The 15967-nt window shown below is 64.9% G+C and carries 14 protein-coding genes; all 14 read right to left on the bottom strand.

What is annotated here, in order from left to right; translation table 11 throughout:
* Positions 1-10: 10 nt before the first annotated feature.
* On the bottom strand, positions 11-2935 hold the full coding sequence (locus tag DFO47_RS10180) for a DEAD/DEAH box helicase (RefSeq protein ID WP_133831561.1): 2925 nt from the start codon (positions 2933-2935) through the stop codon (positions 11-13).
* 20 nt (positions 2936-2955) lie between these two features.
* A complete protein-coding gene (gene tatC, locus DFO47_RS10175; RefSeq protein WP_018761352.1) occupies positions 2956-3750 on the bottom strand; it encodes a twin-arginine translocase subunit TatC in 795 nt (264 codons plus the stop codon).
* Between the two features lie 48 nt (positions 3751-3798).
* Positions 3799-4071 carry a Sec-independent protein translocase subunit TatA gene (gene tatA, locus DFO47_RS10170; protein WP_018761351.1) on the bottom strand — a complete coding sequence of 91 codons (273 nt, stop codon included), beginning with the start codon at positions 4069-4071 and terminating at the stop codon, positions 3799-3801.
* Positions 4072-4103: 32 nt separating this feature from the next.
* Positions 4104-4451 (bottom strand): hypothetical protein, encoded by a 348-nt coding sequence (locus DFO47_RS10165; RefSeq protein WP_018761350.1) that lies wholly within the window; start codon positions 4449-4451, stop codon positions 4104-4106.
* A gap of 9 nt (positions 4452-4460) precedes the next feature.
* Positions 4461-6446, bottom strand: coding sequence for a WYL domain-containing protein (locus DFO47_RS10160; protein ID WP_133831560.1), 1986 nt, complete (start codon positions 6444-6446; stop codon positions 4461-4463).
* A 103-nt stretch (positions 6447-6549) separates the two neighbouring features.
* Positions 6550-6945: an FKBP-type peptidyl-prolyl cis-trans isomerase gene (locus DFO47_RS10155; protein ID WP_018761348.1), complete on the bottom strand. Its 396-nt coding sequence runs from the start codon at positions 6943-6945 to the stop codon at positions 6550-6552.
* Positions 6946-7011: 66 nt separating this feature from the next.
* Positions 7012-7980, bottom strand: a complete 969-nt coding sequence (locus DFO47_RS10150) for an FKBP-type peptidyl-prolyl cis-trans isomerase (protein ID WP_018761347.1) — start codon at positions 7978-7980, stop codon at positions 7012-7014.
* Between the two features lie 113 nt (positions 7981-8093).
* Positions 8094-9458: a Pup--protein ligase gene (pafA, locus tag DFO47_RS10145; RefSeq protein ID WP_018761346.1), complete on the bottom strand. Its 1365-nt coding sequence runs from the start codon at positions 9456-9458 to the stop codon at positions 8094-8096.
* A 9-nt stretch (positions 9459-9467) separates the two neighbouring features.
* Positions 9468-10178 (bottom strand): proteasome subunit alpha, encoded by a 711-nt coding sequence (gene prcA, locus DFO47_RS10140; protein ID WP_018761345.1) that lies wholly within the window; start codon positions 10176-10178, stop codon positions 9468-9470.
* Position 10179: 1 nt separating this feature from the next.
* Entirely contained in the window at positions 10180-11001 is an 822-nt protein-coding gene (gene prcB / locus DFO47_RS10135; RefSeq protein ID WP_018761344.1) for a proteasome subunit beta, read from the bottom strand.
* An 80-nt stretch (positions 11002-11081) separates the two neighbouring features.
* Positions 11082-11285 carry a ubiquitin-like protein Pup gene (locus tag DFO47_RS10130; protein WP_018761343.1) on the bottom strand — a complete coding sequence of 68 codons (204 nt, stop codon included), beginning with the start codon at positions 11283-11285 and terminating at the stop codon, positions 11082-11084.
* An 84-nt stretch (positions 11286-11369) separates the two neighbouring features.
* Complete coding sequence (gene dop / locus DFO47_RS10125; RefSeq protein WP_208294395.1) at positions 11370-12989, bottom strand: depupylase/deamidase Dop; 1620 nt, start codon at positions 12987-12989, stop codon at positions 11370-11372.
* A gap of 50 nt (positions 12990-13039) precedes the next feature.
* Complete coding sequence (gene arc / locus DFO47_RS10120) at positions 13040-14791, bottom strand: proteasome ATPase (RefSeq protein ID WP_133831558.1); 1752 nt, start codon at positions 14789-14791, stop codon at positions 13040-13042.
* An 82-nt stretch (positions 14792-14873) separates the two neighbouring features.
* Positions 14874-15938: a tRNA (adenine-N1)-methyltransferase gene (locus tag DFO47_RS10115; protein WP_018761340.1), complete on the bottom strand. Its 1065-nt coding sequence runs from the start codon at positions 15936-15938 to the stop codon at positions 14874-14876.
* Positions 15939-15967 lie beyond the last annotated feature (29 nt).

Genomic DNA, 15967 nt, shown 5'->3' with positions numbered 1-15967 from the left:
GGTGGAAAGATCAGAGAACAGACGAGTAAGCGACGACGCCGCGGCGGATCAGGGTGATGGCTTCAACGCACAGCCGGGACAGGCGTGGATCAAGGCCGGGAATTTTGGCCAGTTGGTCAAGCAGGTCCACAACCTGCTTGACCCAACGGACGAAGTCGCCGGCGGCGAGGTCCGTCCCGCTCAGGACATCCTGCAGATGCCGTCCCCGGGCCCACTTGTACAGCGGCCAGACGAGTCCAAGTTCGGGTTCGCCGGTCAGCGGAAGCTTGTTCTCCTCCTCCACGTCCTCCAGGGCGGACCACTCCCTGACCACAATGTCCACGGAGGTCTCCAGCGAGACGCTGGGCATCCGTGGCCGCAGTCCCCGGTCCTCCCGCTTGGCCTGGTACACCAGGACGCTGGCCAGCGCTGCCACCTCTGTGGCGTCAAGGTCGTCGAAGGCACCCAGCCGCAGGGACTGGGAGATGAGCAGGTCCTTCTCGCCGTAGATCCGGCGCAGCCGCTGCCCGTCGGGACTGATGACAAGCCGGCCGTCTCCCGTGTCTTCCAGGTAGCCGTAAGCGGACAACACGTCGCAGACCCGGTCGAAGGTTTTGGCGATGGTGTTGGTCCGGCCCTGGATCTGCCGGACCAGGCCATCCGTTTCCCGCCGCAGCTTCCACCAGCGCTCGGACCACCGCGCGTGGTCTTCCCGTTCGCTGCACCCGTGGCAGGGGTGCGCCCGGAGGGCACGCCGGAGATCGGCAATGCGCTTTTCCTGGTTGGGCAGCGCCGCTCCGCGGCCGAAGTCGTGGTTCCGGTTCTGGCCGGGCGCGGGTGGGCGGTTCTCCCGCAGCGCATTCCGCGCCGAGGAGGCGAGGTCCCGGCGTGACTTGGGCACCTTGGCGTTGAAGGACTTGGGGATCCGGATCCTGGTTACGGGCGCGATGGGACCCTCAAGGTCGTCCGTGCCGATCCGCCGGAGCTGGTTGTCCAGCGTGAGGACGGCCGGTCGCGGTTCGCGGCTGCCGTGGTCGGAACTGAGGACGACGGCGGGTCCTGGCGCGCGTCCACCCGGAACGTTGACCACGTCTCCGGGCAGCAACCGGGCCAGCGAGTCGTCGCTCAGCGACTTCTGCACACGGGACTTGGTCCGGGACGTGGCGTTCTCGGCGTCCGACAATTCCCTCCGCAGCCGGGCGTACTCGGTGAAGTCGCCCAGGTGGCAGGTCATGGATTTGGCGTAACCGGCAAGGGATTCTTCCCTGCTTCGGACCTGCCTGGCGAGACCCACCACGGAGCGGTCGGCCTGGAACTGGGCAAAGGACGATTCGAGGATTTCGCGGGCCCGGGACCGGCCAAACTGTGCAAGCAGGTTGATGCTCATGTTGTAGGTGGGCCGGAAACTCGAGTTCAGCGGGTAGGTGCGCCGGGAGGCGAGGCCGGCGACCGCCGTCGGGTCCGTCCCGGGCTGCCACAGCACCACGGCGTGGCCTTCGACGTCGATGCCGCGCCGGCCGGCGCGGCCGGTGAGCTGGGTGTATTCGCCCGCGGTGATGTCCACGTGGGCCTCACCGTTGAACTTGTCCAGCTTCTCCAGCACCACCGAACGCGCGGGCATGTTCACGCCGAGGGCAAGGGTCTCCGTGGCGAAGACGGCTTTGACCAGTCCGTCGGCAAAGAGTTTCTCCACCACCTCTTTGAAAGTGGGCAGCATTCCGGCGTGATGGGCAGCGAAACCCCTGAGCAGTCCGTCGCGCCAGGTCCAAAAGCCCAGGACATCAAGGTCGTCCGGTGGGATGTCCTGCCCGGCTTCGTCTACCCGCTGCGCGATGATCCGCTGTTCAGTCTCCGTGGTGAGCCACAGGCCGGATGCGACGCATTGGGCGACTGCCCCCTCACACCCGGCACGGGAAAAGATGAAGGTGATGGCCGGCAGGAGGTCCATCCGGTCGAGGCTGGCGATCACCTGGGGGCGGCTGGCCCTGCGCACCCCTGCGGGTTCGCTGCCACGGACCGGGCGGTCATCGCCGCGCCGGCCGCGCTGGCCGCGCTTTCCCGGTCCCTGCCGGCTCCGGAAGCTTTGCTGGATTTCGCGGCGTGCCACATCAAGCAGTTCAGGGTTGACGTCAAAGCCACGGCCTTTGCCGTCTTCGCGGGGTTTGGCCTGCGCGGGCGCCTCATCAATCCCGTCCCCACCGGGCGGGGCGATCTCGTCGAAGGTGGTTTCGCCGGCGAACAGGTCCATGATCCGGCGGCCCACCATGACGTGCTGCCACAACGGTACCGGCCGGTGCTCAGAGACAATGATGTCTGTGTCGCCGCGCACGGTGTCCAGCCACGCCCCGAATTCTTCGGCATTGGAGACGGTGGCGCTCAACGAAGCTACCTGGACCTCGCTGGGCAGATGGATGATGACTTCTTCCCAGACCGCCCCGCGGAACCGGTCGGCCAGGTAGTGCACTTCGTCCATGACCACGTAGCCAAGGTCGCCAAGCGTGGCAGAGTCGGCATACAGCATGTTCCGGAGGACCTCGGTGGTCATCACCACCACCTGCGCGTCGCCGTTGATGCTGGTGTCGCCGGTAAGGAGCCCCACGTTGTCCGCGCCGTACTTCGCGGCGAGCTCGCTGAATTTCTGGTTGCTGAGCGCCTTGATGGGCGTGGTGTAGAACGCCTTCAGGCCCCGTTGCAGGGCCAGGTAGATGGCAAACTCGCCAACGATGGTTTTGCCCGCGCCGGTGGGGGCCGCCACCAGGACTCCCCTGCCTTCCTGCAGCGAACGGCAGGCCTGCCGCTGGAAGTCGTCAAGCTCGAACTCGAGGGTTCCGGAAAACTGTCCCAGGTACGTGGCGGCTTCAGCCCTGCGTTCGGCGCTGGCGCGGTACCTTTCAGCGGGAGACAGTTCTTCTGAATCGGTGGGCCCGGTGGAGAACGGCCCGGTGTTGGAAGACATATCCCAAGCCTAGCGGCAGGCTAGAGCTTCTTGAGTTCACTGCTCGGGGTGGCTACGTCCGCGGTGGCCTCGGTTTCGGCAACCTGCTTGGCCTGGCGGCGGTCACGCCGCTTGTCATTCATGATGCAGATTCCAATGGCGGCAAAGAACAGCGCCAGCAGGGGCCCGGCGAGCATGAACATCGAGATGGCATCCGCGCCCGGGGCGGCGATAGCTGCCAGGACGAAAACGAGGAACACCGTGATGCGCCACGCTTTGAGGATGGTGCGGCCGGACACAAGGCCTGCCATGTTGACGCCGACCAGGACCACCGGAACCAGGAACGCCAGGCCCAGCATCAGCACCATGCGCGTGACGAATTCGATGTAGGTGCGTGCATCGATCACACTTGAGGAGCCTGCGGGGGTGAATTGCGTCAGCGCATGCACCACCTGGGGAACCACCAGCCACCCAACCCAAATGCCGGCAAGGAACAGCGGGATGGCGGCGGCCATGTAGCCCAGGGTGTAGCGGCGTTCCTTGGACGTCAGGCCGGGAGTGATAAACGCCCACAGCTGGTAGATCCAGATCGGGCTGGAGATCACTGCCCCAATGAGGAGCGACATCTGGAGCTTGAAGTCAAAGGGTGAGGCGATGGTCCCGAAGTTGATGGCGGCCAGGCCGCCGGTTTCATCGGAGATCCTGTTGACCGGCTCGGCCAGCGCCTTCAACAGCGGATCGTAAAGTATCCAGCCCCCAATGCCGCCGATAACGACGCCGATGGCCGACTTGATCAGCCGGTTCTTCAGCTCCTTGAGGTGCTCCCAGAGGGACATCCGTCCCTCTGGGTTGGCTTTACGGGCCCGCGACAGTGCCACGGGAGGTCAGGCGCGGGTCGACGGCGGAACGTCAGTGCCGTCTGTCGGCTCACCGGGCTTCGCCTTGGGATGGTTCACGATGGTGCCTTCCACCGGCCCGGAGGGCTCGGCGGGCTCGGCTTTTCCGTCGTTCTTCATTTCCTTTACCTCGGATTTGATAATCCGCATTGACTGGCCCAGGCTGCGGGCCATGGCCGGAAGCTTGGGGGCGGCGAAAAGAAGCAAAGCTACGACGATGATAATGACGATTGGCCAGGGGCCATCAAAGAGTCTTCCCACGGGAAATCCTTTCCTCTAAATACATCCTACTTCTATGTGAAGTCGAGATCTCCGAACGCCTGCGGCTGGCCCCGGTCCTTTTTGCGCTGCACTCGACGGCGGCGGCGTTCTTCCTGCCTGGCCGATTTGGATGCCTCGTAATCATGTCTCATGACAGCGGGCGAGGCAAAAACGGCCGAACCCGGCGCGACACCTAATGGAGCGGCGGGCTCCTCCGGCAACCCGGCCGGACCCAGGCTTCCCAGCCTGGCGGCAGCCTCGCTGAGGTCCCTTACCGTAGCCATGAACTGGCGGTAAAGGCGGATGCCCAACAGGACATAGAACAGCAGGGACACCGCAACAAGCGCTATCCATATCAGGATCCAGGACCACCAAGGCATGCTGGAAGTCTATCCGCCGTAGGTTGCCAGCGACGCCGCGAGCCACTCGCTTGCCGCCGCGGCAAGTTCCGCCGGCGCCAGGATCCTGGCCGTGCCCCCGTGCTGGGCCACGAACATGGGCAGCCACGCAGTGCTGCCAAACCTGATCTCGGCCACCAGGCCGCCGTCGGGCAATTCCGCGGTGCGCTCCGCGTAATAGTCGTCCGCCAGGCCCCTCCCCTGCCGGGTGAGCTGGATGATCACAGTGGTGTCGTCGTCGTTGGGAGTGAAGAGTTTGGCGGGCACGCCGCCGCCGGGCGTGGCGTGGCGGCCTGCAGGTGCGCCGTTGGGGTGCACCTCCTGCACCCGGTCCAGGCGGAAGTTCCGAAGTCCTGACACGCTGTGGCACCAGGCTTCGAAATACCAGGTGTTGTCCAGCGAATAGAGCCGTAGGGGGTCGACATCCCGGATCGTGACCGCGTCCCGCTGGGGCGAGAGGTAGGTTAGCCGCAGCTGGGAGCGGGTTTCAATGGCCTGCCGGATGGTGGCATGGGTGTCGGCGTCTGCCGGTGCCACCTGGGGTCCGGCAATGGAGGCCGCCTGGAGGCCTTCCTCACCGGCTGCGGCGAGCAGCTTGAGGGTGACCGATTCCAGTGCACCGCCGCCGGGCAGGTCGGGCAGGCCGTTGAGCGTTTCGAGGCCCGTCAGCAGTGCGCAGGCTTCCTCCACGGTGAATCGGACGGGACGCTTCAAGTCCAGATCCTGGGAAATGAAGACGTGGCCGTCTTCCCATTGGATATCAAGCAGGTCATCCGGGTAACCCTCGGGCAGCCCGGAGCAGATGAGGATCTGGAGATCAGCCTCCAGTTCCTCGCGGGTGATCCCGAAATGCTTTGCGACATCCTGGATGTGCAGGCCCTGGTTGTGGACCAGGAAAGGGACCAGTTGGAGCATGCGCTTGAGCTGGTCCTCGGAGGTCCGCTTGCGGGCGGCCCGGGCGTGGACGTCGACGAACGTGTAGGCGGGGATGGGTGCGGCGCTGAAGGCGGCGGCGGCCCTAAGCCGGCGGCGCACGGCAGCGGCGACGTCTTCCGGGTCCACCACCAGCGCGTCCGGCCCGTAGGAGGCGAGTTCCTCGGCAAGCACTTCCGGATCCCGGTATTCCAGGACAAGCCGGTCAAAGCCGTCGGCGGGCGGTCCGCCCGGCACCTGCGTTGCGGCGGCTCCGGCACGGCTCCGCAAGGCGAGGAGGCGCCCCTTCCTGACGTCCACGACGGCGGCGCGCAGCGGCAGTTCAGGCAGCCGGTCCAATGCGGCGCGGATACTGAAGTCCGCGGGCGGGGCGTACTGGTCTTTGCTTAGTACCGTGACGGCGCTGGTGAACCGGGAAAGACGGAAATGCCGGGGCGCGTTGCGGATGCGGTCCTTCCCCATCAGGTACCACTGGCCAAAGCGGCTGCCAAGGCCCCAGGGTTCCACCACCCGTTCTTCCTCCTTGCCGGTGCTGCCGGCCAGGTAGGTGAAGCTGACCGGATGCCGGGCATGCATGGCGGTGACGATGTCATCAAAGGCTTGTCCGGCGGGCTTGATCCGGGGTTGGACACCGGCGGGCAGTTCAACGTCCGCCAGCTGTCCGGAGGCCTGGATTTTGCGAAGTGCGCTCTGGGCCGCCGCGCCCAGGGCCGCCCGCTCCCAGAGCTGCGAGGCGAGCAGCAGGACGGTCCATTCTTCTGGTGCCAGCTGGACGTCGGGGAGCCTGTTGGATTCCTTGCCGATCCGGTAGCGCGTGGTGGCGGGGTCGTCTTCGCTCCAGCCGGTGTCCGTGAGGGTCTCGACGTCGAAGCCCATCGCCCGCAGGTCGTTTTTGTCGCGCTCGAACATCCGTCCAAATGCGACGTCGTTGCCGGAGGCGTCGTGGTAGACCTTCTCCCGCAGTTCACTGCGCCGCAGCCCATAGCGGGTATTCAGGAGCGCGATCAACAGGTTGAGGAGTCGTTCAGTGCGGGATACGGACACCTTGGCTACGTTACTAAACTCCTCCGCCTTAAACCGAAAGCGCGGCAGCACCGGGAAACATCCCCGTGCTGCCGCGCCTGTGGTTGGTGCGGTGTGCTGAAAGTCAGCGGACCCCGACGAGGTCCACAACGAAGATCAGCGCCTCGTTGGGCTTGATCGCTCCACCGGCTCCTCGGGAGCCGTATGCCAGTTCTGAGGGGATCTCGAGGCGGCGGCGGCCGCCGACCTTCATGCCCAGCAGGCCCTGGTCCCAGCCCTGGATGACCTGGCCGACGCCGACACGGAAGTCCAGCGGTGCGCCGCGGCCCCATGAGGCGTCGAACTCTTCGCCCGTGGACCAGGCCACGCCAACATAGTGGGTGGAGACGGTGTCGCCCGCCTGGGCTTCCCGGCCGTCGCCCTCAATGATGTCGGTGATGACCAGTTCCGTGGGGACGTCGCCTTCCGGAAAATCGATCTCGGGCTTCTGGCGGTCGAATTCCCGCTGTCCAAACGACATGCTTGCTCCTCTGCGTGAGTGTACTGGTGGGTGCCGCGAAAGGATGCGGCCTCCTTGTAAGTGTTGCTACTTGACCCCGAGGATGTCCACTACGAAGACAAGGTCACCCTTTGCCTGGCCCTGGCCGGCGTCGCCATAAGCCAGGTCCTTGGGGATGACGAGCAGGACACGGGAGCCGACCGTCTTGCCGGCCAGGCCCTGGGTCCAGCCCTTGATGACACCGGTCAACGGGAAGGTTGCCGGTTGGCCGCGGTCGAAGCTGGAATCAAACTTTGTGCCGTCGGCGAGGTTGACGCCAACGTAGTTCACGGTCAGGGTGTCGGATTCCTTGACGGTGGCGCCCGTGCCCTTGATCAGGTCCTGCGATACGAGGGATGTGGGCGCGGGGGCACCCGCAACGTTGATTTCCGGCTTGCCGTCTTTTTCCGTCACGGTGGGCAGGCCGGGAGGCGGCGTCACGGTCTCGCCTTGGGGCTTGTCCAGGACGGGCGTGGAGTCGGCAGCGGAAATGACTTTGATGATCAGCAACTGGGTGGGATCAGCTGCAGCGCTCGGGCTGGGGCTGGCGCCGTCGGACGGGCTGGGGCTGGCTGACGGGGCACTTTGCTGGCCGGGGACGGCCAAGGCCAGGCTGGATCCGACCTTCGCGCCAACGAAGGCGTTGTAGATGACCGGGCTGCTGGTCTTGAGGTCGTCGGTCAGCTCGAGGCTCTCGGGCTCGCTGGGGAACGTGTCCTCCAGCTGGGATCCGTCGGTGCCGTTCAGGGCCAGGATCGAAATCTTGGCTACCTGGTTTGCCTTGACGGCGTCGCCGCTGCCTTGGGAAACGACCTTGATGGTCGGTTCAGTGACGGACAGGGGCTTGTCGAAGTCCACGCCCGGGGCCTTCTTGTCCCCGTTGTCCGTGAGTTTGAGGGAGTCGAACTTTGCAGTCTCCCCGGCGGACTGGCTGGTGGGCTCAGGCTGTGAAGCTGTGCCTCCACAGGCGGTCAGCAGCAGCAGGCCGGGAAGGAGGATTGCTAGTAGTCGGCGCACGTAGGAAACTTTCGTCGGGGCAAGATGGATACGGCATTCCGCATGGCAGCGGACAATGCCGTGGCAGGTCCCGTTAAAAGGACCTTATCCAGAATAGACCCTGAAGCTGGACGTCAGCCCATAGAGTCGAGCAGGGCATCCACGCGCTCATCCACGCTGCGGAACGGATCCTTGCAGAGAATGGTCTGGTGGGCACGGTCGTTGAGCTTCAGGTGCACCCAGTCCACCGTGTAGTCGCGGCCCAACTCCTGCGCGCGGCGGACAAAGTCGCCCCGCAGCTTGGCGCGCGTGGTTTGCGGCGGCGCGTCCACGGCTCCCTTGATGACGGTATCGTCAACGATCCGGCGCACGGCACCGCGGGACTGCAGCAAATAGTAGATGCCCCGGCTGCGGGAGATGTCGTGGTACGTCAGGTCCAGCTGGGCGATGCGTGGCGCCTCCAGGCCCAGGCCATGGCGTTCGCGGTAGTTGTCCATCAGCTTCTTCTTGATGGCCCAGTCGATTTCGGTGTCGATGCTCCTGGTATCACCGGTCTCGATCGCGTGGAGGGTCCGTTCCCACAAGTCCAGGATTACTGGAACGTGCGGGTTGTGCGCGCCATGTTCCTGGACGAAAGCGGTGACCTTGGTGAGGTACTCCTGCTGGATCTCCAGGGCGGTAAGCTGGCGGCCGTTGGCGAGCCGCACGAGTGCCCTGCCGCTGAGGTCATGGGAAATTTCGCGGATGCTCCGGATGGGGTTTTCCATCCGCATGTCGCGCATGATCACGCCTGCTTCGATCATCCGCAGGACCAGGTCCACGGTGCCCACCTTCATGAGCGCTGTGGCCTCTGACATGTTCGAGTCCCCGACAATGACGTGGAGCCGACGGTAGAACTCGGCATCCGCGTGTGGCTCGTCCCGGGTGTTGATGATGGGGCGTGACCGGGTGGTTGCGGAGGATACGCCCTCCCAAATGTGGTCGGCACGCTGGGAGAACGCGTAGGTGGCTCCGTGCGGCGTCTTGAGGATTTTTCCGGCCCCTGCGATGAGCTGGCGGGTCACCAGGAAAGGGATCAGGATCTCCGCGAGGCGGGAGAATTCCCCGCGCCTCGGGATGAGGTAATTCTCGTGGCTGCCGTAGGAGTTCCCGGCGGAGTCCGTGTTGTTCTTGAACAAATAAACGGTGCCATTGAAGCCCTCCGCCGCGAGCCTGGCTTGGGCTTCGTCCACGAGGTCGTCGAGGATCAGCTCGCCCGCGCGGTCGTGGGCGATCAGCTGGGCAAGGTCATCGCACTCGGCGGTGGCGTACTCGGGGTGGGATCCAACATCGAGGTAGAGCCGGGAACCGTTGGTGAGGAAAACATTGGATGAGCGTCCCCAGCTGACCACCTTCCTGAAGAGGTACCGCGCCACCTCTTCGGGAGCAAGAGGCCTCGAATCGGGGCTTGAATACGAGATCCCGAATTCGGTTTCGATACCGAAGATTCTCTTGTCCATGTGGTCCTCCTAGGCCAGCAATGCCGTAATGTCCGCGTCGTTCAGCCTGCGGAAGGCGCGCCGTGTCCCGCGGGAGCTTTCGGAACGCCTGTCCAGGACCGCCACTTCGAGGGCGCTTGCGGGCAGCGGGGTGGGCGGTTGGTCCGTGTCCGCGGCGGGGGTCAGCCCTTTCAGGGCCAGGCGGACGGCGTCGGCGAACCCCAGGGAGGCCTGCCAGCCGGCGTCGATGGCGGAGGAGACTTTCTCGGCCTGCCCACCCATGACGACGAAGCTGTGTTCGTCTGCGATCGAGCCGTCGAAGGTCAGGCGGTACAGGTGGTCGTCGGCCTGGGTGGGGCCCACCTCGGCGACGGCAAGCTCCACCTCGAAGGGCTTTTGCTCGGCGGTGAAGACTGCTCCGAGGCTTTGCGCGTACACGCTGGCCAGCCCGCGGGCGGTGACGTCCTCGCGGTCATAGGAGTAGCCGCGAACGTCGGCGTAGCGGACACCTGCCTGGCGGAGGCTTTCAAATTCGTTGTATTTCCCTACGGCTGCGAAAGCGATCTTGTCGTAAATCTCGCCGATCTTGTGCAGTGACGGGGAAGGGTTCTCGGCGACCAGCGCGATGCCGTCCGCGCAGCTGATCACTACCACCGAGCGGCCGCGGGCGATGCCCTTCCGCGCGAAGTCCGCGCGGTCCTTCATCAGCTGTTCAGGCGAGACATAGAACTGCTGCGTCATCTCAGGCCTCCCGTCCGGCGATGGTGCGGGATTCGATGATGTTCCGCGACGCGGCCGATAGTTCGGCGTCCGGAACCCGCCGGGCGCCCGTCCTGTCCACGGTATAGACCACCGGCCACAACTGCCGGACGGTATCCGGACCGCCTGTGGCGGAGTCATCATCCGCCGCGTCGTAGAGTGATTCCACGGCCACGGACAGCGCCTCGGCGGCGGTGAGGTTGGGCCGCCAAAGCTTCTTCAAGGCCCCGCGGGCGAAGACTGAACCCGAGCCCACCGTGTGGTGTTCGTGTTCCTCGTACCTGCCTCCGGTGACGTCATAGGAGAACAACCTGCCCACGTTGGCGCCAGTGTCGAAGCCGGCGAAGAGCGGTACCACTGCCAGGCCCTGCAATGCCATGGGCAGATTGCCCCTGATCATGGCGCCCAGCCGGTTTGCCTTTCCCTCAAGGCTGAGCTGGGTGCCCTCGATCTTTTCGTAGTGCTCAAGTTCAACCTGGAAGAGCCGGGTCAGGTCGATAGCAATGCCTGCGGTTCCGGCGATGCCAAGGACCGAGAAGCGGTCGGCGGGGAAAACCTTCTCAATGTGCCGGCTGGCAATGACGTTTCCCATGGTGGCCCGCCGGTCGCCCGCCATCAGGACACCGTCGGTGTAGCTCATCGCTACGATCGTGGTGGCGTGGGGAACCTGCACGGGGGCAGCCGCTGACGCGCTGCCGGAGAAGGACCGGCTAAAGGGCAATAGCTCCGGCCGGTCCCGCTGCAGATGCTCGGTAAAGGACGAGGTGGCGTTGGCGGCTACCTGGTTGGCGGTTGATTCCTGCACTCATCACTCCTTGAACGTGGTACCTCAACGTCGGTACAGATTCCGGCCGGCCGCGGCTTCCGCCACCCATCGGGTCCGGGTTACTGGCCGCCCTTTTGGACGAAGGCCCGGACGAATTCTTCGGCGTTCGATTCCAGCACGCCGTCGATTTCATCCAGGAGGTCGTCCACGCCTTCGGTCGACGCCGATGCCTGCGCCTCGGGCGGTGCCGGGGGTGCCTCGGGAATGTCGTCTTCGACCTGGCTGTCACGTGACTGCGGCTGCTGTTGCTCCTGGCCTGCCATCGGTTTCCCTCCTCGTTCTTCCGGCGGATCCGGCGGATCCTCCGATATCCCCATCCTGCCACGGGACGGGCATTCCGGCGCGGTTTACGCCGCAGGCGGAGTGCTGTTGTGTCCCAGCAGTTCTCCCAGGAACGGTCCGGCTTCCCGGTAGCGCTCAAACAACGCTCCGGTCAGCTCTTTGGTTCCCCTCAAGGGCTCCCGGGTGGGCACGCGTTGGAGCCGTCCGTAACCCGGTACGTCGAAGATCACCGAATCCCAGCTGGCGCCCACGACGTCCTTGCCGAAGCTGCTGATGCACTTGCCGCGGAAGAACGCCCGCGTGTCCTCCGGAGGCTCCGCCACTGCGGCGGCGATGGCGGCGTCGTCCACCACACGCAGCATCCGGCCCCTGGCGAGCATGCGGTAGTACAGGCCTTTTTCAGGCCTGATGTCGGACCACTGCAGATCCACCAAGCCGAGCCGGGCATCACTCCATTCCAGTCCGTCGCGTTGCCGGTAGCCGTCCAGCAGGGAGAGTTTCGCCAGCCACTCCACCGACCCCGCAGCCGCGGTGCGGTCGTTGTCCAGCTGCGTCAGGACGGTAGCCCACCGTTCCAGGACGTCGCGGGTGTGGCCGTCGCCATCCACGGCGTCACCGACGCCGGTGTCCTGCGCAAGTTTTGCGGCGGCCTCGTGGTACATCCACTGAAGGTCCAGCGCCGTCACCCGACGGCCGTCCAGGAGGCGCAGCTTGGCGGTCAGCGACGTGTCGTGGCTGACCGTCTTCAGTGCGGTAACAGGCTCGTAGACCTCGATTTTTGGTGCCAGCCCGGCTTCGATCAGGCTGAGGACCAGGGCGGTGGTACCGAATTTGAGGTAGTTGGACACCTGGCTGAGGTTGGCATCCCCAATGATCACGTGCAGGCGCCGATACTTGTCCGCGGTGGCGTGCGGCTCGTCCCGGGTGTTGATGATGGGCCTGCGGATGGTGGTTTCCAGCCCGACTTCCGCCTCAAAAAAGTCGGCCCGCTGGCTGACCTGGAAACCGGGGACGGAACTGTCCTGGCCGAGTCCCAAGCGTCCGGCTCCGCACACCACCTGACGGCTGACGAAGAAGGGTGTCAGTCCACGGACAATGTCGCCAAATGGTACGGATCGGGGCATGAGGTAGTTTTCATGCGACCCATAGGAAACGGACTTGTTGTCGGTGTTGTTCTTGTAGAGATTGACCGGAGGAAGGGCAGGGTCGGCTGCCAGGCGCCGGACAGCGGCCAGGGCGACCAGGTCGCCCGCTGCGTCCCAGGCCACGGCATCGCGCGGGTTGGTGACCTCGGGGCTTGAGTACTCCGGGTGGGCATGGTCAACGTACAGCCGTGCCCCGTTGCCAAGGACCATGTTCATTAGCAGGGACCCGGACTCGTCCTGGCCGTCGAGCTCAAGTTCCTCACGGCCGTAGGCCAACGCTACGGACTCAGCGTCAAGCACCGGTGGCTGGTCGGTCAGCTGGCTGGGATGCGCTGATCCGCGGTCTACCGTCCAGCCCCTGGCATCGTGCAGGGGTTCTTCATCCGTGTAGTCCCACCGGGTTTCCGCTCCCCCGGCGGCCCGCTGCCGGGTGACCTGGGCATAGGCCTGGACAACGCGGGCACTCATCATGGTGGCGTTGGCCGAGGGTGCGGAGGGAGCATGGATGCCGTATTCGGTTTCCGCTCCCATCACCCGCATGGCCCCGCCGGCAGGGAGGGCGTCCCCGACGGCGGGTCCTGATGCACCCGTCACAGATACTGTCCCGTGGTGGGCATGGTTTCGATCGACTTCCCGGGCTCCTGCCCGGCTTTGCCTTGGACGATGGTTCGGATGTAGGTGATCCGTTCGCCCTTCTTCCCGGAGATGCGCGCCCAGTCGTCAGGGTTGGTGGTGTTGGGCATGTCCTCGTGTTCGCGGAATTCATCCACCACGGCGCGCAGGAGGTGTTCGATCCGCAGTCCCTTCTGGTGCAAGGTCAGCAAATCCTTGATGGCGTACTTCTTGGCCCGGTCCACCACGTTTTGGACCACGGCGCCCGAGTTGAAGTCCTTGAAGTAGAGCATTTCGGTATCACCGTTGGCGTAGGTGACCTCCAGGAACTCGTTGGACTTGTCCGTGGAGTACATGGCTTCGACGGTGCGCTGGACCATGGCGTCTACCGTCGCCTGGACGTCACCGTTGTGTTCGGCCAGGTCCGATTCGTGGAACGGCAGGTCGGGTGTGATGTATTTGTTGAAGATGTCTGCGGCGGCTTCCGCGTCCGGGCGCTGGATCTTGACCTTCACGTCCAGCCGGCCCGGCCGGAGGATCGCGGGGTCGATCATGTCTTCACGGTTGGACGCACCGATCACGATCACGTTGTCGAGGCGTTCCACGCCGTCGATCTCGCTGAGGAGCTGGGGCACGATGGTGGTCTCGACGTCGGACGAAATCCCGGTGCCGCGGGTTCGGAACAGCGAGTCCATCTCGTCGAAGAAGACCACTACGGGGCTGCCGTCGGAAGCCTTTTCACGGGCGCGGGAAAAGATCAGCCGGATGTGCCGTTCCGTTTCGCCCACATATTTGTCAAGGAGTTCGGGCCCCTTGATGTTGAGGAAGTAGCTCTTGAGATCCACGTTCCCGGACCGCTCTGCCGCCCGGGCGGCGAGGGAATTGGCCACCGCCTTGGCGATCAGCGTTTTGCCGCAGCCGGGGGGACCGTAGAGGAGGATGCCCTTGGGGGCCTTCAGCCCGTGCTCCCGGTAGAGGTCCGGATGCAGGAACGGCAGCTCGACTGCGTCGCGGATCTGTTCGATCTGGGGCCCGAGGCCGCCAATGTCCTCGTAGGTGATGTCCGGGACTTCCTCAAGGACCAGGTTCTCCACCTCGGAACGCGGAACCTTCTCCAGCGCATATCCGGTGCGTGAATCGATGGAAAGGGCATCGCCGACCCTGAGCTTTTCGGCCAGGAGGGCGCCGGACAGGCGGACGACGCGTTCTTCGTCCGCACGGCCCACCACCAGGGCGCGGTCGCGTCCCAGCATCTCCTTCAACGTGGCGAGCTCGCCGGCCCGCTCATAGCCGAGCCCGGCGACGATCAGGAGCGCCTCGTTAAGCAGTACTTCCTGCCCGACCGCCAGCTGGTTGATGTTGACCAGGGGGCTGATGCCCACCCGCATCTTCCGGCCGGCATTAAAAATGTCCACTGACTCCTCGGTGGCGGCCTGTCCGCTGCTGCCCGGGGCGGGTTGCCGTTTGGGATTGATCTGCAGGATGGTGCCGAAGCTGTACGGCGGCTGTCCTTCCTGGTCCAGGGCGTTCTTAAGCCGCAGGATTTCCGCTTTCGCGGTCTCAAGCATGGTGACCAGCTTGGTGTTGTTCTGGGTTGCCGCTGCGAGCTGGCGGTCGATGTGCCTGAGCTTGTCCCGAAGTATGTTGACCTGGCGGTCAGCAACCGAGAGGTCGTTGGCGGCAGACTGCTCTGCCGGTGTACGTCCGGAGTCCTGGTTTGGAGTCTCCATGATGTATCAGCCCCTTCCTGCGCTTCTCTTAAGACATTAGTCCCAAGAAGGCGGGTAGGGATGGAGACTCCCGAAATATGGACTAGTTCGTAACCTCGGGGGTGTCCACGACGTTCGTGCCGGCAATGGCGTCGCGGGCGGCCCGGCGGAGTTTCTTGTCCGACACCGCCCGCTCCCCTACGGCACCGGGGGTCCAGGCATTGACGTCTTCTTCGTTGAATTCGGTCTTCGAAGGACGGCGCTTCACGGAGATTCCGGTGACCCCGTCGGCGAGCCGGCGGGTGACCAGGAGGAACCCGGTGTGGGCCACCATGCGGTGGTCGGGGCGTACCGCCAAACCTTCGAGGTGCCAGCCGCGGACCATTGACTCCCAGGCATCGGGTTCCGTGAAGCGCCCGTCGGCGCGGATGGCCTCAGCCGTCCGGGAGAGCTGCGTGACGGTGGCGACGTAGTTGATCCACACGCCGCCGGGGGCGAGGACCGTGGCCACGGCGTCGAGGCATTCCCACGGTGCCAGCATGTCCAGGACCACCCTGTCGACGGAGCCGGGGGCCTCGGCCTTGACCACTTCCTCCTGGAAGTCGCCGAGCGAAATCTGCCACGCAGGGTGCGGGCCGCCGAAGATGGTTTCCACGTTGCCGCGGGCGATGTCGGCGAATTCCTCGCGGCGTTCGAAGGAGTGGAGGTAGCCGTTGTCGCCGACCGCACGCAGGAGCGAGATGGACAGGGCACCCGAGCCGACGCCGGCTTCCACCACGCGGGCGCCGGGGAAGATGTCCGCCATGGTGACGATTTGGCCCGCGTCCTTGGGGTAGACGACGGCGGCGCCGCGCGGCATGGAGAGGACGAAGTCGGAAAGCAGCGGGCGCAGTGTCTGGTACTGCTGGCCCACATTGTTTACCACGACGGAGCCATCCACCTTGCCGATGATCTCGTCGTGATTAAGGAAGCCGCGGTGGGTGTGGAAAGCGCCGCCACGCTCCAGGGTGATGGTGTTCATCCGGCCGCGTTCGTCGGTCAGCTGGACGCGTTCGCCCTCGCGGAAAGGGCCGCGGCGACGGGCGGCTCCCACCGGCTGCGAGCCGCTGGCGGCAACACTGGATGGTGCTGCACCCTTGGCGTCGTTGACGGCAGTTTCGCTGCTCATGATTTTTCCTCGCTCCTGTAAACCTGGTG

The organism is Arthrobacter sp. AG258 (assembly GCF_004364695.1).
Lineage (GTDB): Bacteria > Actinomycetota > Actinomycetes > Actinomycetales > Micrococcaceae > Arthrobacter.
The sequence above is the reverse complement of the archived record's forward strand: the minus strand, read 5'-3'. Positions and strand labels throughout refer to the sequence as shown.